The sequence below is a fragment of the Streptomyces lancefieldiae genome, from assembly GCF_031845825.1.
In the GTDB taxonomy this organism is placed as follows: Bacteria; Actinomycetota; Actinomycetes; order Streptomycetales; family Streptomycetaceae; genus Streptomyces; species Streptomyces lancefieldiae.
Genome location: NZ_JAVRFH010000007.1, coordinates 58,553 through 76,857, shown reverse-complemented (window position 1 = coordinate 76,857; position 18,305 = coordinate 58,553). Strand labels below are relative to the sequence as shown.

General features: G+C 70.9%; 15 protein-coding genes and 1 pseudogene. 5 read left to right on the top strand and 11 right to left on the bottom strand.

Annotation, left to right across the window (positions count from 1 at the left end):
* Nucleotides 1-97: 97 nt before the first annotated feature.
* The gene (locus RM812_RS09230; RefSeq protein WP_311571927.1) at nt 98-2,293 is read right to left on the bottom strand and encodes a discoidin domain-containing protein; all 2,196 of its coding nucleotides are present in this window, start codon (nt 2,291-2,293) and stop codon (nt 98-100) included.
* Nucleotides 2,294-2,902: 609 nt separating this feature from the next.
* Nucleotides 2,903-3,625: a dienelactone hydrolase family protein gene (locus tag RM812_RS09225; RefSeq protein ID WP_311571926.1), complete on the bottom strand. Its 723-nt coding sequence runs from the start codon at nt 3,623-3,625 to the stop codon at nt 2,903-2,905.
* A gap of 417 nt (nt 3,626-4,042) precedes the next feature.
* On the opposite strand from RM812_RS09225, the gene RM812_RS09220 reads away from it, so the two are divergent.
* Complete coding sequence (locus RM812_RS09220; RefSeq protein ID WP_311571925.1) at nt 4,043-4,546, top strand: GNAT family N-acetyltransferase; 504 nt, start codon at nt 4,043-4,045, stop codon at nt 4,544-4,546.
* A 33-nt stretch (nt 4,547-4,579) separates the two neighbouring features.
* On the opposite strand, the pseudogene RM812_RS09215 reads toward RM812_RS09220, so the two are convergent.
* From RM812_RS09215 to RM812_RS09200, 4 genes and pseudogenes are all read right to left on the bottom strand, one after another.
* Nucleotides 4,580-4,711: pseudogene (locus RM812_RS09215) on the bottom strand (helix-turn-helix domain-containing protein); the annotation flags it as partial.
* A 271-nt stretch (nt 4,712-4,982) separates the two neighbouring features.
* A complete protein-coding gene (locus RM812_RS09210; RefSeq protein WP_311571924.1) occupies nt 4,983-5,975 on the bottom strand; it encodes a sporulation protein in 993 nt (330 codons plus the stop codon).
* Nucleotides 5,976-6,069: 94 nt separating this feature from the next.
* Nucleotides 6,070-6,288 carry a hypothetical protein gene (locus tag RM812_RS09205; RefSeq protein ID WP_311571923.1) on the bottom strand — a complete coding sequence of 73 codons (219 nt, stop codon included), beginning with the start codon at nt 6,286-6,288 and terminating at the stop codon, nt 6,070-6,072.
* A 606-nt stretch (nt 6,289-6,894) separates the two neighbouring features.
* Nucleotides 6,895-7,548, bottom strand: a complete 654-nt coding sequence (locus RM812_RS09200; RefSeq protein WP_311571922.1) for a hypothetical protein — start codon at nt 7,546-7,548, stop codon at nt 6,895-6,897.
* Nucleotides 7,549-7,986: 438 nt separating this feature from the next.
* Here RM812_RS09200 and RM812_RS09195 point away from each other — a divergent pair, with 438 nt between their 5' ends.
* On the top strand, nt 7,987-9,330 hold the full coding sequence (locus RM812_RS09195; RefSeq protein WP_311571921.1) for a hypothetical protein: 1,344 nt from the start codon (nt 7,987-7,989) through the stop codon (nt 9,328-9,330).
* Nucleotides 9,331-9,431: 101 nt separating this feature from the next.
* Here the strand turns inward: RM812_RS09195 and RM812_RS09190 are convergent, their stop codons facing one another.
* Together RM812_RS09190 and RM812_RS09185 are read right to left on the bottom strand one after the other, a co-directional pair.
* Nucleotides 9,432-10,181: an SDR family oxidoreductase gene (locus RM812_RS09190; protein ID WP_311571920.1), complete on the bottom strand. Its 750-nt coding sequence runs from the start codon at nt 10,179-10,181 to the stop codon at nt 9,432-9,434.
* A 174-nt stretch (nt 10,182-10,355) separates the two neighbouring features.
* A complete protein-coding gene (locus tag RM812_RS09185; RefSeq protein ID WP_311571919.1) occupies nt 10,356-10,634 on the bottom strand; it encodes an Atu4866 domain-containing protein in 279 nt (92 codons plus the stop codon).
* Between the two features lie 345 nt (nt 10,635-10,979).
* Here RM812_RS09185 and RM812_RS09180 point away from each other — a divergent pair, with 345 nt between their 5' ends.
* Genes RM812_RS09180 through RM812_RS09170 form a run of 3 tightly spaced genes read left to right on the top strand, consistent with a single transcriptional unit; the run spans nt 10,980 to nt 15,221 of the window.
* Nucleotides 10,980-13,223, top strand: coding sequence for an MMPL family transporter (locus tag RM812_RS09180; RefSeq protein ID WP_311571918.1), 2,244 nt, complete (start codon nt 10,980-10,982; stop codon nt 13,221-13,223).
* A 7-nt stretch (nt 13,224-13,230) separates the two neighbouring features.
* Nucleotides 13,231-14,544: a sensor histidine kinase gene (locus tag RM812_RS09175; protein WP_311571917.1), complete on the top strand. Its 1,314-nt coding sequence runs from the start codon at nt 13,231-13,233 to the stop codon at nt 14,542-14,544.
* Nucleotides 14,541-15,221 carry a response regulator transcription factor gene (locus RM812_RS09170; RefSeq protein WP_311571916.1) on the top strand — a complete coding sequence of 227 codons (681 nt, stop codon included), beginning with the start codon at nt 14,541-14,543 and terminating at the stop codon, nt 15,219-15,221. The genes RM812_RS09175 and RM812_RS09170 overlap by 4 nt, the downstream gene beginning before the upstream one ends.
* 94 nt (nt 15,222-15,315) lie before the next feature.
* Here RM812_RS09170 and RM812_RS09165 read toward each other — a convergent pair whose 3' ends face one another.
* From RM812_RS09165 to RM812_RS09155, 3 genes are read right to left on the bottom strand one after another with little or no spacing between them, the layout of a single operon-like run.
* Complete coding sequence (locus RM812_RS09165) at nt 15,316-16,539, bottom strand: FAD-dependent monooxygenase (protein ID WP_311571915.1); 1,224 nt, start codon at nt 16,537-16,539, stop codon at nt 15,316-15,318.
* Entirely contained in the window at nt 16,536-17,930 is a 1,395-nt protein-coding gene (locus RM812_RS09160) for an MFS transporter (protein WP_311571914.1), read from the bottom strand. Before RM812_RS09160 ends, RM812_RS09165 begins: the two co-directional genes overlap by 4 nt.
* A gap of 11 nt (nt 17,931-17,941) precedes the next feature.
* The gene (locus tag RM812_RS09155; protein ID WP_311571913.1) at nt 17,942-18,064 is read right to left on the bottom strand and encodes a hypothetical protein; all 123 of its coding nucleotides are present in this window, start codon (nt 18,062-18,064) and stop codon (nt 17,942-17,944) included.
* Between the last annotated feature and the right edge of the window lie 241 nt (nt 18,065-18,305).

The window sequence follows — 18,305 nt, the reverse complement described above, 5'->3', positions numbered from 1 at the left end:
GGGCGGGCTGCGGGAGCGCCGGGTGATGGCCCCTCCGGGCCGGGACATGGGGGTGTCGTCCGGCCCGGAGGGGAGTCGTGGCCGACGGGCGGTTCGTTCAGGGGTAGGACACGACGGTGGAGGGCACGGTCGAGGTGCCGGCGGGCACCGTGGAGGCGCCGGTGTCGTTGATGACGTGCTCGTAGTGGCCCATGCCGCCGAGGGAGACCACGAGGAGGCTGTGGAACCTCACTCCCGGCTTGACGGGGGTCTTGAAGCCGTGGTCCTGGCGGATGCCCGGGTCGACGTTGTAGTTGCAGTAGCTGCCCAGGCCCCATGCCTCGTGGGTGTCCACCGAGTCGTCGACCCGGTAGGCGGCGTACCCCTTCGTCGAACCGTTCTGGATGGCGGCCTGGTTCGGGGCGTCGTACGCCTTCTCGTTCTGGTAGAAGATCGTCCGGCCGCGTTCGCCGTACCACTCGACGTCGTACTTGTTGAAGTGTTCGACGAACAGTCCGGTGGCCAGGACGTCGTCGCCGTTGACACGGACGCCGTAGTCGGCCCGGTTGGTCTCCCAGCCGACGCCCTCGCCGTGGTCGGCCCGCCACACCCAGGTGTGGTCGATGATCGTGTCGTGGCTGTTGACCACCATGCTGGTGGTCGCCTTGCCCGCGCCCGCGCCGCCGATGCGGATGTAGACGTCCTGCACGGTGGTGGGGTTGGCCGCGTGGTCGGTGGACGCGCCCTGCGGGCCGATCTCCAGCAGGGTCGGGGAGTTGACCGGTCCGGCGTCGATGAGGAAGCCGGCGAGCCGCACGCCGTCGACGTCGGCGACCTTCATGGCGGTCACCCCGTTGTCCGGGATGATCGTGGCGAGGCCGAGGCCGAGCACGACGGTGCCCGCCCGGTCGATGTTGATCGTCCGGTCGACGTGGTAGACGCCGGGGGTGAAGAGCAGGTGCAGGCCCTGGGCGACGGCGGCGTTGATGGTGGCGGCGGTGGCGCCGGGCTTGACGACGTAGAACCTGCTCAGCGGGATCGACTCGCCCTGCGGGGTGCCACCCGCCCAGGTGGTGCCGCGGGCGTTGGTCCGCTTGGCGGGTGCGAAGACCTTGTACTCGTTGCCGTCCAGGTAGAGGAAGGGCTTCTCGCGGGAGATCGGCGTCGTGTCGAGCGTGGTGTAGCGGGGCTCGGGGAAGCTGGTGGCGGGAGCGCCCTCGACACCTGAGTAGACCTGGTTCCACACGCTGTTGGACCAGCCGCCGATGGAGCTGTCGCGGGTGTACCACTGCTGCTGCGAGTAGTTGCCGACCTGGCCGTCGATCACGCTGTCGGCGATGTAGCCGCCGCTGGCCCAACCGTAGCCGTTGGGCGCGAGGTTGAGGCCACCCTTGACGTGCATCCGGCGGAACGAGGCGGCCTGCGAGACCGCCCACCGGTTGGTGCCGTTGACCGGTTTCACGGCGAGGTTCTCCGCGCCGCGCCAGAAGTTCTGGGTGGCGTTGCCGTTGAACCAGCCCGCGTCGACGGTGATGTCACCGTTGATCGTCGTGTCGTCGGGGCGCAGTCCGAGGCCGGCGATCTGGGTGTAGAAGCCGATCTGGGCGTTGAGGTTGTCGTAGGTGCCCGGCTTGAACAGGAAGGCGTGCCGGCCGGAGCCGAACTGCGCCGACTCCTGCTCCTTGAAGACCTGGTCCAGTTTGGCCTGGATGCCGGGCGTGGACGGGTCGAAGACGTGCACGTTCGGGCCGAGGTCGCCGCCGCCCGGGATGACCGGGCCGGGGTCGTCGCCGGTGGTGCCGTACACCTTGAACTCCCAGAGGGAGTAGCCGTATCCGGTGGCGCGGACGGTGCCCAGCATGCGGACGTACCGGGCGGTGCCGGAGACGTCCAGGGTCTCCGTGCCACCGGCGCCGGTGGTGGTGGAGTAGGCAGTCGACCAGTCGGTGCCGTTCTGGGACGTCTCGATGCGGTAGGACTTGGCGTAGGCGGCCTCCCAGCGCAGCTCGACCCGGCTGAGGGAGGCTGGGGCGCCGAGGTCGACGCGGATCCACTGCGGGTCGGAGGCGGCGCTGGACCAGCGGGTGCCGTTGTCGCCGTCGACGGCCGCGGTCGCCGGGGTGCCGTGGTGCTCCTGGCTGGAGGCGGTGACCGGCTTGCCCTGGGACAACAGCACGGGCGCGGCCTGGGCCTGCGTGGCGGGGACGACGGCGAGCAGGGCGGCGGCCAGAGCGGTGACCAGGACGCCGACGAGGCCGCGGCGACCGGGTCTGCGTGGGACCGGCACCGCCGGAGGTATGCCGACAGTGGGCATGGAGAGACTCCTTGACACGGAGGGGTGGGAGAGCGCTCTCCGGAACCTTGCCCGCCCCGCCGGTCGCGGTCAAGGTTCCGCACATGGCTTTTCTTTCGTCTTTCATTAAGTGCCGGTTGGCGGGCTGGACCTCTGGGGGAAACCGGGGTGCGGATGACGAGGCTGCGGATAGAGGCGGCCGGCCGGGTCGGTGAGCTCGCGCGGCGACTGTTCCCTGTCGTCCTGTGGGGCGCGGTGCCGGCGGAGGTCCCCGGCTGCTTCCACCCACCCGGTCGACTGCGTGAGCGGCGATCCTGCGGCTGCCCTCCCGGCTCACCGGCGTGGGGGAGGGGTGTCTGTCCAGCCCGCACCGCCTGCGCTTCTTGAAGGTGTTCGACCAGCTCCGCGCCGCGGGGGTCGAGTGCCTCACGGCACGGTCCCAGCTGATGTCGCGCTGATGTCCGAGTGGCGCCCCGATCGCGGCGGTACCACCGGATGGCCGGTACCGCCGCGATCGGGGCGGTGGTGCGTCAGCCGGTCGACGCCGTCGAGGAGGGGCAGGACCTGTCCTCGATGACGGCATCCTGGCCGACACCGCCTACCGTCCGCTGCCTGCCGGACGACCCGGCCTCACTTCAGGTGCCGGTCCAAGAACCGGCACCCGTCCTCCAGTTCGAACCAGGGGGTGCCGGTGTGCCCTCCCGGGTTGGCGTGCAGTGTCTTCTCCTTGCTGCCGAAGGCGTCGAACAGGTCCAGGGCCCGTTGCCGGGGGTTCCCTTCGTCGTCCCACTGCAGCAGGAACAGCAGCGGAATGGTGACCTGCCGAGCCTCCTCGCGCTGGGCGCGGGGCACGTACCCCCCGGCGAAGAAGCCTGCGGCCGCGATGCGCGGCTCGGCCACCGCCAGCCGAATGCCGAGGGCGGTCCACCCCCCGGAGTACCCGACCGGGCCGCCGATCTCGGGCAGCGCGAGGAGGGCGTCCAGAGTGGTCTGCCATTCCGGGACCGCGTTTTCGACCAGCGGGCCGATGAAGGACTCCAAGATCTCGTCGACCGGCTCGCCGGCCTTCATCGCCCGCCGGAGGTCGGCACGGGCCTGCTCGTCGGCGGCGGAACGGGGCCGGTCACCGCACCCGGCGGCGTCGATGGTGGCCACCGCGTAGCCGCGCGCCGCGGTGTACCGGGCCCGGGCCACCAGCCGGGGTTCCGCCTTGGGAAGGCCGTTGTTGTGGGCCATCAGGACCAGCGGGGCCGGTGCGGATCCGGGCGTCCACAGGCTGCCGGGGATCTCACCGAGGGTGAACTCGCGCTCGAGGACGCCGTCGTCGAGGCGCTGTTCAGAGGTGAATTGCATGGTCGTGCCTTTCGGGAGTGCTCTTGAGCGGCGCTCCCGGACGACCTATCGCCCGACCGTGACCCCGGAGGAGAGCACCCATGTCGATACTGCGTTCACGGGTACCACCTCCTCGTTCTCTCGCACGGCCTCCGCGAGGCTAACAACGGTCGCCGTGGTCCGCCAACGGGTCTTTGCGGGGCGAGGAAGTGAGCCATTCCCACCCTGCGGTCGAGGACCGGCAGTCGGGCTGACAGCGTGGTGAACCCGGCATCGTCGAGGCCCTCGCCAGGGCCGGGCTCCTTCACGAACCGCGGTGCTCGACCATGCGGATCACCAAGCTCGTCCAGGCAGTCGTCACCCTTCATCCGACCAGCTCGGAGTGAGGAGTGAGGGCCTAGAGTGTGCCCCGTCCCAACGCTGTGCAAGGGGAGTTACATGATTCGCTGGGCGGTTGCCGCGGACCTGCCGGTCCTGCAGGCCATCGAGCGGGCCGCCGGCCGGCCCTTCCGGGAGATCGACATGGTGCGGGTCGCCGACGACGAGCCGCCGTCGCTGGAGACCCTCGAGACCTATGTTCAGGACCATCGCGCCTGGGTGTGGGTGGGCGAGGCCGGCCGTCCCGTCGCCTATGTGATCGTGGATGTGATCGACGGCAACGCCCACATCGAACAGGTATCGGTGCATCCGTCCCACGCGCGCAGGGGCATCGGTAAGGCGCTCATCGAAGGGGTGGCGCAATGGGCCCGGGACAAAGGTTGCCCCGCGCTGACCCTCACGACCTTCACCGGAGTCGTCTGGAACGGCCCCTACTACGAGCGGCTGGGGTTCCGGTACCTGCCCGAAGCGGAATGGACGGACGGGGTGCGAAGCCTGCGGGCGGCCGAGGCCGCACACGGCCTGGACGAGTGGCCGAGGGGCTGCATGCGCCGCGACCTGTGACGGTTCCCGTGCTGCCCCGTCGGCGGGGCGGCAACGGCCGCAGGCTGACTTCGAGATCCCGAACAATGGGGCAAGTTGGCGCAGGGTGAGGTTGGTGCGCCAGTACGCGGTCACCAGCAGCACCCGGTCCTCCAACGGCAGGCTCCACGGCCACCCCCGGCGGCATGTGCCGCCGCACTCGCGCCGTGACTGACGCATTGCCGATCCGGATCACGGCCCGCGCCTCGTCGGGCTTCTACTTCGCCACGAGCTGCGTCGGGGTCTGCGACCCGGAATTCTGGAACGGCCCCGCAGGGCCATGGACACGCCGAACGGGTCAAAGGTGTGCCCCGGCCGAAGCGGCGCGGGGCAGCCGTACCTTTCTACGGCAACGTGGAAACCACCGAGACGGGGCGGGCGGCTCGGCTTCCTCCGCCCCTGGCAGCGGCGTTACGGCTCATTCCTCGCCTTCGTCGTCGCCCTCGAAGAAGTCGCCGATCTCGTCGACGACTTCCGCGGCGACCATGCCACCGACAACGCCGACGGCGAGCCCGGCCGCGCCGGCCGCGACGGCCGTGCCCATGCCGGGGCCGGAGCGGTGGTGGTCGTGGTGGTGCTGATCACCGTGTCCGTGGTCGGTGTACGGGGCGCCTTGCCCGTACGCGGCCTGGGAGCCGTACGCCGACCGGTGCTCGACGAGCTGCCGTAGCCGGCCGTCCACTTCGGCCGTCCAGTCCCGCACGTCATGGTGGCCTACGGTGAAGCGGGTGAGCGCGTCGTGGCCCGACGAGAACAGGCCACCGCGCTTGTCGGCTTCCAGTACGACTTCCAGGCCGCCCGGGCCGGTCAGGAAGGTCAGCTCGATCTCGTTGACCTGGTGCGCGTACTGGGGAGCAGGGGTCAGCTCGATCTCCTGGTAGAAGGGCAGTTGCTGCCCGGTGCCGGCGATGTGCCCGTATTCGAGGTCGGCGGACTTGAAGCCGAAGCCGAGTTGTCCGAGGGCTTCAAGGATGGCCTCCTGGGCGGGCAGGGGTGCGACGGTGAGCTGGTCGAGGTCACCCTTGTCCTTGGCGCCGGCAACGGCCAGCTCGGTGCGCACGCCGAGCACGATGCCCAGCGGCTGGCCGTACAGCTCGGTGACGGGCGTCTCCCAGGGCAGCATGACGCTGAAGGGCACGCTGCGCGGTTCCTGCGCGGCGAGCCGGAAGCCGCCGCCGACGGTGAAGCGGTCGAAGACGACGATGCCGTCGCTCTCGCCGTCCTCGCGCTCCGCCTCGACCCGGGCCACGAGCTCGAGGGTGATGTGCTCGATGTCGAAGTCGGCCTGGCCGCCCTTGAGATGTACTTGCCCGCTGAGGGTGCCGCCGGGCAGGGCGGGAGCCGGGTCGAGGACCGTGTCGACTGTGGGGGCGCCCACGCCGAGCGAGCCGAGAAGTCGCTTGAACACCATCGTGGCGTCCACTCCTTTACGTGCGTGTGATTCGTGAGGGCGGTGCCGTCCGGCTGCAAGGGGACGAACGGCACCACGGTCGTCCGCGGGCCGGCTACTTGGCCGCTTCGAGAGCGGCCAGCGCCTGTGCCCAGCGGACGTACTTCAATTCGGCCAGGTCCGCGACGGTGCTGACGCCGAACGCCTCCTGGAGCAGCTCGCCGTCGCGCTCCGAGACCCCCTTCAGCGCTGCCACCGGGGCGGCGAGTATCTCCGGCAGGCTCTTGTCCGCCCACGCCTTGTCCAGCACCTCGTCCAGATCGATCGAAGCCATGTGTGTCATCCCAAGAGTGCGCGGCCCGGGACCGCCCGGGCCTGTTTCTACAAACGCGTAGAAGCATAGAGCCGTCCGGGCGGACGGGGAGCGCGCACCCGGCAGCCTCGCCGGGAAAGGCCGAAATACGCTCTTGAGCTGGCCAGAGGCTGCTCAGGGGACCGGTGTTGCCGATGACGAGGAGGGGGCCTGCGTGGTCGGCCGCCAACTCGACGGTGGGGCGTGGGCCCATCGACGGGCCAGCCGGTGCACCGGAGCGCCCCCCGGCGCCGCGAGAGTACTCGGCCCGCTTCGTGAGCCCGACGCCCTCGCGGCGGTGGTGGCCGCCGGACCGCCGCTCCGCCGACGTGTTCGCCGCGCCGACCGAGCCGCGGGCCGCGTCAGGGCGCCTTCGCCGTCCACGGGCGCCCCGCCGTCACCCGGGCGGACACGAGGGCCCGTTGTCCCTCGCGCACCGGAGCCCACGTCCGACGCGGGCCCGATCGCCTCACGCGCAACCGGGCCGTGGCCACGTCCAGGCTCGCGGCCGCTCACGCGGCTGTGGGTGGTCCCGTCGGGGCACGGGAAGGCACTGGGGGCCCGACGTCCGTGATCAGCCAGTCCGGGTCAGCCGCCGAGGAGGTTGCCGAAGACGGTGCGGGCCGCCTGCTGGGCCAGGTCGGCGACGATCGAGCTCTCGTCGTCGCGCGAGGCGGCGGGCACGGCGGCGCCGAGTTCCCGGCCCGGCGCGGGCGGTTCGGCGCGCCACACCGGGCTGCCTCCGGGTTCGGCGAAGACGCCGCCGAACCGCAGATCGCCGCAGAACCAGAGCAGGCCGAGCCCGTCAGTGCGGCCCACCCAGATCCGCACCGGCACCCTCGACCACATCTCCCGGGCCACTGTCCCGTCCGGCCCCAGCATCAGCACCCTGTGCACGGCGGCCTTGTCCGGCAGAGCCTCCATGCGGCAGGGCCACACCTGCCATGGTCCTCGCTTCACCCACCGGGTCAGAACGGAGACCGTGTAGAGCTTCTGGAGCGACCCCATCGGCACGATCACCACCGGCAACAGCAGGAACGGCAGCGCGCCCAGTACCCAACCGGGCCGTCCCGCCGCAGCCACCCACACCGCGCCGCCGCCGTACAGAACGGCCAGCACGACGAAGCTGACGAAAAGCCCGCGCCGCGCCCGTCGCCTGCTGTCCGCGAGGTGACGGTACGTCGCCTCGGTGTCGATCGCCGCCGACGGCGACACCGCATACCCGAACCTCTGTGCCTGCACCGTTTCCCCCGTGGGTATTCTCAGCAGTCCTGTCCGTCCCGGCCCCACCCCACCAAGTGCCGACCCCTTACGCAATACCCGGCGCGTCAAGAGGCACCGAAGATGCGCTCAGGGGGTGGGAGTTGGCTCGCGGCCGCGCGTGCGGCGGTCGACCCTTGGCGGCACCACCTCTCCTTCGGCCCGCCTTGTCCCACAGACCTCCGGTTCACCGCCCCGGGCGCGCGCCGGGCCTGATACGACGTCACCGGCACCCCGTCGGCGAGAGCGCGGACGAGCAGGGGCGCGAGTTCATGCTCATGGAGGTCAGGGCCCCCAAGTAACCCGTCGTCGGCGCTGCCCTCCGGGCCCGTTGGATCGCATGAGTTCAGGTTTCGGGAGTACTGTCACCGGCTGATGAGATGGTTGGTCGGCCGGTGTTTCGAGAGGTGGGGCAGGAGAATGACAGGGATCAGCCGACGGGGCCTGCTGCGCGGGGGCGTGGCGGCCGGGGCCGTCACGGTTGCGGGGGGCGCGGCATCGGCGGCTCAAGCCGATGCCGCGGGTGTCAATCCGTCCGTTGCGGGTGAGGCGGCGCACGTCCGGGCTCTGCGCAAGGCGTTGGACGACGCGGCGGCGGGCGTGGCCGGACCGCACGGCGTCGACGGCAAGGGCCGGATCATCGTGAAGGCTGGGTACGCGGGCGTTCCCACCTACACGCTGCTCAACACTCTGGTCATCGGCGGCAACACGGTCTTGGACGCCACCGGTGCCCGGTTCGTCGCCAGATTCGGCACTGTGATGCGGACGTACACGCTGGACCGGAAGAATCAGCACTCACCCAGTCCCGAGTACGTGACGGACAGCCAGGGGGCGTTCACCGCGCCCGCGGTCAGCGGCGCCAAGGCCGCCACCATGTTGATCAACCATGTTCCCAGTTCTTCCACGAAGGGCTATTCGGCCCCGGGCAACATCATGGTCAAGGGCGGTGAGTGGGACCCCGTTTCGGCGTGGGTGTGGGAGGACTCGGGGCCGGCGCGGGCACGTGCCGACAAGGCTCCGCCGATGAACGTGCTGACCTTCACCCACACCCAGGACGTGGAGGTCGAAGGCGTGACGGTCTGGAACGTCAAGTGGTGGCACGCGGTAGAACTCAACGCCGTGCGCCGGGGTGCGGTCCGGGACTGCTTCTTCAAGGGCTGGGTCGAGAACCCGACGTGGGGCCTGTGGCAGGGTGAGGCCGTCCAACTCGACCTGCCTCTCTCCGGTAACACCTGGGCCGGAGCCAGCGACGGCACCCCGACCGTGGATGTACAGGTCCAGCGCAACTACGCGGGCGCGTCCGGCTCCCAGCCGTCCTGGGCGAAACTGGTCGGATCGCACACCGGCGGCGAGAAGGTCGGCCAGGTGCACGCGCGCGTCCTGATCGAGGGCAACGTCGTGGACAACGCCAAGTGGGACGCCATCGGCGCGATGAACACCACCGACATCATCGTGCGCGGCAACACGATCAACAACAGCGTCGGTGGGGTCTACGTCAGTTCCGTGTCGGCGAGGACGGTCAGCCAACCGCCGGTCCAGGTAGGGCCGAATCCCGTCTCCGGGGTCGACATCATCGACAACCAGGTGACGGTGACGGCGGGTGCTTCGGGCGCCTCGCGCAACGCGGTCCGAGTGAGCGCGGACACGGTCGGGTTCGTCTCGCCGGTGAGCGACGTCGCGGTCACCGGCAACCGGGTCAGCGGCGGAGGTTTCTATTACACCCCGAACGTGACCTTCCGGCCCGGCACCACACCACAGCGCTGAGCCCGGGGGTTGGGCCGCCGATCACCGGTCCGCATGCCACCCGTGGGGGACGACGCTGCTCGTCCCCGCCGTGAGCGGTGGGGACGAGGCAGGTGATCGGCTCAGGCGAGGCCGGCGGTGGGGCGGACGATGATCTCGCTGACGTCGACCTCGGTGGGCTGGTCGATGGCGAACGCGATGGCCGCCCCGATGGACGAGGCCGGGATGGCGACGCGGCGGAAGGTACGCATCTCCTCGCGGCCGACCGGGTCGGAGATGGACTCCGCCAGTTCGGATTCGGTGACGCCCGGGCAGACGGTGGTGACGCGGATGTCGCCGCCGACCTCCTGCCGCAGCCCCTCCGAGACGGCCCATACGGCGTACTTGGTGGCGCAGTAGACGGCCGCGGTCGGGGAGACCTGATGAGCGCCGATGGAGGCGACGTTGACGAACTGGCCGTGGCGCTGGGCCCGCATGACGGGCAGCGCGGCCGCGATGCCGTGCAGCACACCGCGGATGTTCACGTCGATCATGCGGTTCCACTCGTCGAGCCGGAGTGCCTCCAGCTTGGACAGGGGCATCACACCGGCGTTGTTGACCATGACGTCGACGCGGCCGTGCCTGCTGTGGGCGGCGTCGACGAAGGCGCGTACCTGTTCGGCGTCGGTCACGTCCAGAGGGTGGTGTTCGGCGCTGCCGCCGGCCGCCCGGATGTCCTCGGCGAGTTCTTTGAGCCGTTCGGTGCGACGTGCGCCGAGGACGACATGGTGGCCTCGTTCGGCGAGCAGCCTGGCGGTCGCCTCGCCGATGCCGCTGCTGGCGCCGGTGACGAGGACGACCTTCTGGCTGGTGGAGGGGGTCAAGGGGGTCATGGACAGAGAACTCCTTCTCAGTGGCGGCGGTGCCTTGCGGCTCGACGGCCTGATGGAGGCAGTCGAGCCCCTTCTCTTCGGGATCCCGGCGCAGGCGACGACGGCTTCGCAGCCCGGCACGGGGGGAGGGGGCGGCTCAGGTCGTGTGCATCCGGATCTCGGTCACGGCCGGGCTCACTGCCGGGCGCGCGGGTCGTCCTCGCGGTAGAGCACGAGGTGCTCGTGGAAGAGAACGCCGTCTCGGACGTCGCCGGTGGCGGTGAAGCCGGTGTCGTCGACGTAGTCGAGGTGGCTGCCGGTGACGGTGTAGCGGCCGGTGTAGGCGCTCCGGCGATTGCCCCGGGCCTCGTCGTAGCGGCCGTTCGGCAGCAGTTCCTGGCGGATGAACCCGTCCGCGGTCACCCACATCCCGACGTACGGGTGTGGATCGCGGGGCGTGTCGTTGCTGGTCATGGCTCCACCCTCGGCTCCACGGCGGGAGGCGACCAGGCCGCAGTCCCCCCGGGTGAGGGCTTCCTGGGTGCCGCGCACCCACCGTCGCGAGTGGCAGGGGACGTGCACCCGGCAGCAGTGCGGCCCGCGGACGCCCGGTCGGTCAGGAGACCCTGGCGGGGGCCGGGTGCGGCGGCGGACGTCCTGTGGTGCGTACGCACCAGGACGCGTGAGTGGCTGGTCCGGGCGCACCAGGGGAAGACGGCGGCGGGAGACGATGCCCGGTGGGGGCGCCGGAGGGAAGGGTGGGAGGCGCGCGAGTCCCGCGCTTTCCCCTTGTCCCTTGGTGTCTGGAGTGATCAACAGGTGGCGACGTTTCTTTACCGGATCGGACGGTGGGCCTTCCGGCGGCGCCGGCTCGTGGGTGGTGTGTGGCTGGGTGTCCTGGGGCTGGCCGTGGTCGCCGCCGCCGTGGCACCGGCCGGGGAGGAAGAGGACCTCTCCATGCCCGGCACCGAGTCGCAGAAGGCGTTCGACCTGCTGGACGAACGCTTCCCCCAGAACAATTCCCAAGGCGCCGAGGCCCGCCTGGTGTTCCAGGCCCCGGACGGGCAGCGGGTGACGGCCAGGGAGAACAAGGCGGCCGTCCAGGACACGCTCGGCTCCCTGGACGGGGGCGATCAGGTCGCGTCGGCCACCGACCCCTACGAGACCGGCGCGGTCAGCGAGGACGGCACCATCGCCTATTCCGCGGTCACCTACACCGTGGACGCCGTCGACCTGACCGAGCCGACGAAGAGCGCCCTCGAGGACGCCGCGAACCAGGCCCGGAACGCGGGGCTGACCGTGGAGATCGGCGGCTCGGCCCTGGACTCGGAGGAGGAACCGGGCGGTACGACGGAGCTCATCGGAGTGTCGGTGGCGGCGGTGGTGCTGGTCCTCGCCCTCGGTTCGCTGGTCGCGGCCGGGTTGTCGCTGCTGACCGCCTTCATGGGCGTGGCCATCGCCTTCGGCCTGGTCTCCGCGCTGACCGTTCCGCTGGGCCTGACGTCCACCGTCGCCATCCTGGCGCTGATGCTGGGGCTGGCGGTCGGCATCGACTACGCACTCTTCATCACCTCCCGCTTCCGCGACGAGCGCGCCCAGGGCAGCGAGCCGGAGGAGGCCGCCGGCCGGGCGGTGGGCACGGCCGGATCCGCCGTCGTCTTCGCCGGCGCGACCGTCATCATCGCCCTGGCCGGGCTGGGGGTCGTCGGAATCCCCGAACTCACCAAGATGGGCATGGGCGGCGCGGGCGCCGTGGCCCTCGCCGTGCTCGTCGCACTGACCCTGGTCCCCGCGCTGTTCGGCTTCTTCGGCCGACGGGTGCTGCCCCGCGCCGTCCGCAAGGCCACCCGGCCGGCGAACGAACGCCCGCACCGGGTGCCCACCGAAGGCGGCCGACCGGGGCTCGGCACCCGCTGGGCGCGGTTCGTACTGCGTCGGCCGATGGCCGTGCTGTTGATCGCCGGACTCGGTCTCGGGGCCGTCGCCGTACCGGCGCTGAGCCTCGAACTCGGTCTGCCCGGTGACGAGTCCAAGTCGGTGGAGACCACCCAGCGCCGTGCCTACGACCTGCTGTCGGAAGGCTTCGGTCCCGGCTTCAACGGCCCGTTGACCGTGGTCGTGGACATGCAGGAGCCCGGGGACGCCCGGGCCACCACGGACCTGGTCGTCAAGACCGTACGGGGAGTGGACGGGGTCGCGTCGGTCGGTGATCCGGTGCTCAGCCGGACCGGGGACACGGCCGTCCTCACCGCCGTCCCGCAGACCGCGCCGAACAGCGGCGAGACCAAGGACCTGGTGCACGCGATCCGGGGCGCGGTCTCCGGCGTCGAGCCCGACACGGGCGCCGACGTCCTGGTGACCGGCACCACCGCGATGAACATCGACATATCCGAAGCCATGTCCGACGCCCTCATCCCCTATCTGACCGTGGTCATCGGTCTGGCGGTGCTCCTGCTGATGGTGGTCTTCCGGTCGGTCCTGGTCCCGGTCAAGGCCGCGCTCGGCTTCCTGCTGTCGGTGGGTGCCGCCTTCGGCGTCCTCGTCGCCGTCTTCCAGTGGGGCTGGGCGGCAGACCTGCTCGGCATCGAGCAGACCGGACCGGTCATGTCGCTGATGCCGATCCTCATCATCGGCATAGTGTTCGGCCTCGCCATGGATTACGAGGTCTTCCTCCTCACCCGGATGCGGGAGGCCTACGCCCATGGCGCGTCCCCCGGCGAGGCGATCGTCAGCGGTTTCCGGTACAGCGGACGTGTGGTGGCCGCGGCGGCGATCATCATGGTCAGTGTGTTCGCCGGATTCGTCGGGATGAACAGCCCGACCATCCAGACGATGGGCGTCGGCCTGGCCTCCGCCGTCGCCTTCGACGCCTTCGTGGTCCGGATGGCGATCGCACCCGCGGTCCTGGCCCTGCTCGGTCACCGGGCCTGGTGGCTGCCCCGTATCCTGAACCGTGTGCTGCCGAATGTCGATATCGAGGGTGAGGCACTGAGCAGGCATGTTCCGGCCTCTGCGACCGGGCATGACGCAGCGGTGCGGCGGCTCCCCGTCGGCCGGGAGTGAGGCGGCCATGACGCACACGGGCGGCGGTGGCCCGCGACCGCGGGGTGCGTGGTGGCGGGAGGGAGCGATCACGGCGACGGCGTTCGCGCTCTGTCTGCTCGGCGGCGTGGTGCACGTCGACGACACACTGGCACCGCCGCCCGCCACCACCTACCTCGTCGCCGTGGTGTCCTGTGCCGTACTTCCGGTGCGGCACCGGGCGCCCCTGGCCGCCCTGGCGGCCACCACCGCGGTCGGCCTGCTGGTGCAGCCCCTGGGCCTCCTGCTGAGCCCGCTCGTCATGGCCCCCGTCGCGATCACCGCATACGCCTACGCGCTCGCCGCGCGCACCGAACGGCGCGCGGCGAGCGCGGTGTCGCTCTCCTCCGCGGCGCTGCTGGTCGCCTCCATCCCCTTGTCGGGGGGCCTCTCGTGGCAGGACGCCAGCAGGATGGGATCGGTGGCGGCGTTCCCGCTGGTGGCCGGCGTACTCGGTCACTCGGTGCGGAACCGGCGGGCCTACCTGGCGGCCGTGGAGGAGCGGGCCCGGCGGGCCGAGGAGAGCCGGGACCGTGAGGCGCGCCGGAGAGTGGCCGAGGAACGGGTGCGCATCGCCCGGGAACTGCACGACCTCGTGGCCCATCAGATCACCCTGGCCAACGCGCAGGCCACGGTCGCCGCCCACCTCTTCGACGCCCGCCCGGAGCAGACCCGCAAGAGCCTGAAGGAACTCGTCGAGACCACCGGCCACGCGCTCGACGAACTGCGGGCCACGGTCGGTCTGCTGCGTCAGTCCGGGGACGCGGCCGCGCCCGCCGAACCGGCGCCCGGTCTGTCCACGCTTCCCACGCTCCTCGAGTCCTTCCGCCGCGCGGGTCTGGAGGTGTCGGTGCACCAGGAGGGCACGGCCAGGCCGCTGCCGCCGGGAGTGGACCTCACCGCCTACCGCATCGTCCAGGAGGCCCTGACCAACGTGACCAAACACGCCGGTACCGGTAGTGCCCGGGTGAGCCTCGCCTGGCACCGCGATCGCGTGACCGTCACCGTCGCCGACGACGGAAGGGGCACCCGTACGGCGCCGACCGCGTCCACGGGAGCGAGTGCGTCCACGGTGCCGGACCGTCCGCCCGGTTACGGTCTGATCGGGATGCGTGAACGTGCCACCGCGGTCGGGGGACACCTCTCCGCGGACAGGCGTCCCGAGGGCGGCTTCCTCGTCTCCGCCGAGCTGCCCCTGCCGCCCGCCAAGGACACGACGCGGAGAACTGACGGGGCGACAGCCCCCGGGGGACGTATGACCGACAGCGCGACAGGTGACGGAGAGGCCGGGGACGCGCCATGACGCTCCGAGTGCTGCTCGCCGACGACCAGGCCCTGCTGCGCGGTGCCTTCCGGTTGCTCCTCGACAGCGCCGACGACATCACCGTGGTCGGCGAGGCCGCCGACGGAAGGGAGGCGGTGAGACTCACCCGGGAGTTGCGCCCGGACGTGGTGGTCATGGACATCCGTATGCCCGAGGTGGACGGTCTCACCGCCACGGCGGAGATCTGCGCGGACCCGGAACTGCGGACCAGCCGCGTCCTGATCCTCACCACGTACGAGACCGACGAGTACGTCGCTCAGGCGCTGCGCGCGGGGGCCGGCGGCTTCATCGGCAAGGGCATCGGGGCCGAGGACCTGGCGGACGCCGTGCGTACGATCGCCGACGGCGACACTCTTCTGTCCCCCGCCGCGACCCGCTCCTTGGTCGCCCGTTTCCTGGCCACACCGGACGACGCCCGGCCGCACCACCCCGAACAGCTCGCCATGCTCACCTCGCGCGAACGCGAGATGGTGGCTCTCGTCGCGACCGGCCTGTCCAACCAGGAGATCGCCGAGCGGATGTTCCTCAGCCCCTTCACCGTCCGCGCCCACGTGCAGCGCGCCATGACCAAGCTGGAGGCCCGCGACCGGGCGCAACTCGTCGTCATCGCCTACCGGACGGGACTGGTCCAGGCCGGTCCCGACGGCCTGTCGTAGTCCGACACAGGTGCCCTCGGCAGCTCCGCGCGGCCGGCCGCGCACACCCCGCCGCCGCCCGGTGCGGAGCGCCGAGTGAGCCTGACGCGTCAGGTCATGGAACCGGGGCGAAGTCGGGCAGGATAAGGGCGGAGTGGGCCGGTTGTGCGGTCGGGGAGGGCAGGGTGACGAGGCCACGCAGCATGGTGTTGCGTCGCTCCAGGGCCCGCACCGTGGTGGGGAAGAGCGTGGCCCCACCCTTGTCGATCAGTGCCTGGTTCATGGCCACGAACTCGCGGACCTCGCGTTCGTAGGCGGCGAAGGCCGCGGTGTGGTCCCGGTTCGTGGCCAGGGCGTGGGCGAGCATGTAGGCACCGACCAGCGCAAGGCTCGACCCTTGACCGGTGAGGAACGAGGGCGCGTACGCGGCGTCGCCGACGAGCGCGACGCGTCCGCTGGACCAGCGGGGCATGCGGATCTGACCGGCCGTGTCGAAGAACAGGTCATCGGCGTCACGCATGGCGTCGACCATGCCGGGAACCTCCCATCCCGCGCCTGCGAAGACGGTGGCGACCAGGTCCCGCTGGGCGTCGCGGTTCCCCAGGGAGTCGAACGGCGGTTCCGGTCGGTGGAAGTTCAGGAAGGCGTGCACCTCGTCGGTGTCCCCGACGGCGTAGAGGGCCGCGGCTTTCCCCGGGGTGTTCCACAGCATGAGCTCGTGGGAGAGCCCGAAGGTGTTCGGCATGGTGAAGATGGCGAAGCAGTAGCCGAGGTAGCGGTGGAACTGTTCTTCGGGGCCGAACAGGGACTCCCGGGTGGCTGAGTGCATACCGTCGGCGCCGACCACCAGGTCGAACGTGCGCCGTCGCCCACTGCGGAAGGTGACGTCGACCCCTTGTGCGGACTGGTCGAGGGTGTCGATGGAGTCGTTGAACAGGAACTCCACGTCGTCGCGCACCGTCGCGTGGAGGAGCGCCGCCAGATCCCCACGGCGCACCTCGAGGTCCTGTCCCTCGACGCTGCCGGCAACGGCGCGCGGGTTGACCGAGGCCACTGCACCGCCGTCGGCGTCGAGGAAGGTGCAGCGGCGCGAGTCGATGTGCGCGTCCCGCAGTTGCGGCAGTATCCCCATTCGCCGGACCACCTCGACCGCGGTACCGCGGACGTCGATCGGGTAACCACCGTCGCGCAGTGCGCCCGCCTTCTCCACCACCGTGACCGCGAACCCGGACCGGTGCAGCCAGTACGCCAGCGCGGGTCCGGAGATACTGGCGCCGGAGATCAGAACTTCGCGCCGTGCGGTAGTACTCGCATCCATCGACAGACCGGTGGACCTCATGCCTGGACTCCCTTCTTCGTGACACGGACAACGAGCAGTGACAACGCGGCGACGAGGCCGGCCGTGGCGAAACCCGTGACGAAGGCCGCTTCGGCCGGCCGGCCCGTCGTCGGGTCGGCCCCGGCGGCGAGGACGGCACCGCCGATCTGGGCGCCCAGGGCGACGCCGATCACGCGTGTCACCACGAGCAGGCTGGTGGCGATGCCGGTGTCCCTGGTCTCGACGGCGGTGGCGGCGCCGGCGAGCAAGGCCGTGGTACCGACGCCCGCGGCGAACGCGGTCACCACCTTCGCGAGGACGAGCTGCCATGCTGCGGTGTGCAGTGACGCCAGGACGAGCAACGTGGCCGCCGTGGCGACGGTGCCCACGACGACCACGGCACGCGGACCGAAACGCCGCGCCGCGACACCGCCGACCGAATCGCTCACCGCCCCTGCGATGGCGCCGGGCAGCAGGAACAGGCCGATGTCGGTGGTGTCGGCGCCGAATCCGTACCCGTCGGCGGACACCGCGAACAGCTGCGGGAGCAGAAGGATCACCATCCCGGAACTGACGGTGATGACGAAGGTGAGCACGCACGCGTTCCACATCGCGGGCTTTGCCAGCATGCGCAGATCGACCATCGGCGAGGCCGCCCGACGCTCGACGACGACCCATCCGGTCGCGAGGGCGACCACGACCACCGCGAGGGCACCGACCACGAGCGGCGGCAGGCCGCCGCTCGTCACCGTCACGAGCCCGAGCATGAACGCGAGCAACGCGCCGCTCAGCAGAACCACGCCGGGCCAGTCGATCCCGGTGTCCGACCGGACCGGCGGATCATGCGGCATCAGCCGAGTCACCACCAGCGTCGTCACGATGATCGCGATCGTCGGCAGCGCGAACATCCCGTGCCAGGACATCCCTTCCGCGATCGGCCCGGCAACCAACGTTCCCACCATGCCGCCGCCCGTGAACAACGCGACGACCACCCCGATCGCCACCTGCGACTCTCCCGCCGAGAGGTGTTTGCGCACCAGGATGAACGAGAGGGGCAGAGCACCCACCATGACGCCCTGCAACACCTGACCGAGCAACAACACCGGCAGGTTCGGTGCCACAGAGGCCAGCAGACCACCGGCCGAGACCACGGCCATCAGCAGGACCAGCACGCGTTTCCCGCCGTAGCGGTCGCCGAGTTTGCCTGCGACGGGTGTGACGACGGCGCCGGTGACGAGTAATGCGTTGGCGACCAGTGCCCCTTCGGCGGGACTGACCCCCAGCTCACGTTGGAGCAGCGGGAGCGCGGGCTCCACCACGGACTGCAGGGTACCGAGGGCGAGGGCCAGGATGCCGAGGGCACCGATCGCGGGCCTCCCGATGCGGGCCGGGGAAGCCACGGCCTCGGACATGGACGTCTTTGTCATCGGCGCTCGACCACCAGGTCGAACGCCTTCTGCTGCACCAGGACACCCGGCCGCACACCACCCACGAGCCGGCGCCGCCGGAAGGCCCACCGTCCGGTCCGGTAAGGAAACGTCGCCACCTGTTGATCACTCCAGACACCAAGGGACAAGGGGAAAGCGCGGGATTCGCGCGCCTCCCACCCTTCCCTCCGGCGCCCCCACCGGGCATCGTCTCCGGCCGCCGTCTTCCCCTGGTGCGCCCGGACCAGCAGCTCACGTGTCCTGGTGCGTACGCACCACGGGACCTGGGCCGCAACGCGGCTCGGTCGGGCGCCGGCCCGGGGCGGGCAGGAGGGGCGGTCCAGGCCGCACCCCCCTTGC

Excerpts from the sequence above, each read along its gene's own strand:
- RM812_RS09230 (WP_311571927.1), bottom strand. The coding sequence starts at position 2,293 with ATGCCCACTGTCGGCATACCTCCGGCGGTGCCGGTCCCACGCAGACCC.
- RM812_RS09225 (WP_311571926.1), bottom strand. The coding sequence starts at position 3,625 with ATGCAATTCACCTCTGAACAGCGCCTCGACGACGGCGTCCTCGAGCGC.
- RM812_RS09220 (WP_311571925.1), top strand. The coding sequence starts at position 4,043 with ATGATTCGCTGGGCGGTTGCCGCGGACCTGCCGGTCCTGCAGGCCATC.
- RM812_RS09210 (WP_311571924.1), bottom strand. The coding sequence starts at position 5,975 with ATGGTGTTCAAGCGACTTCTCGGCTCGCTCGGCGTGGGCGCCCCCACA.
- RM812_RS09205 (WP_311571923.1), bottom strand. The coding sequence starts at position 6,288 with ATGGCTTCGATCGATCTGGACGAGGTGCTGGACAAGGCGTGGGCGGAC.
- RM812_RS09195 (WP_311571921.1), top strand. The coding sequence starts at position 7,987 with ATGACAGGGATCAGCCGACGGGGCCTGCTGCGCGGGGGCGTGGCGGCC.
- RM812_RS09190 (WP_311571920.1), bottom strand. The coding sequence starts at position 10,181 with ATGACCCCCTTGACCCCCTCCACCAGCCAGAAGGTCGTCCTCGTCACC.
- RM812_RS09185 (WP_311571919.1), bottom strand. The coding sequence starts at position 10,634 with ATGACCAGCAACGACACGCCCCGCGATCCACACCCGTACGTCGGGATG.
- RM812_RS09175 (WP_311571917.1), top strand. The coding sequence starts at position 13,231 with ATGACGCACACGGGCGGCGGTGGCCCGCGACCGCGGGGTGCGTGGTGG.
- RM812_RS09170 (WP_311571916.1), top strand. The coding sequence starts at position 14,541 with ATGACGCTCCGAGTGCTGCTCGCCGACGACCAGGCCCTGCTGCGCGGT.
- RM812_RS09165 (WP_311571915.1), bottom strand. The coding sequence starts at position 16,539 with ATGAGGTCCACCGGTCTGTCGATGGATGCGAGTACTACCGCACGGCGC.
- RM812_RS09160 (WP_311571914.1), bottom strand. The coding sequence starts at position 17,930 with ATGTCCGAGGCCGTGGCTTCCCCGGCCCGCATCGGGAGGCCCGCGATC.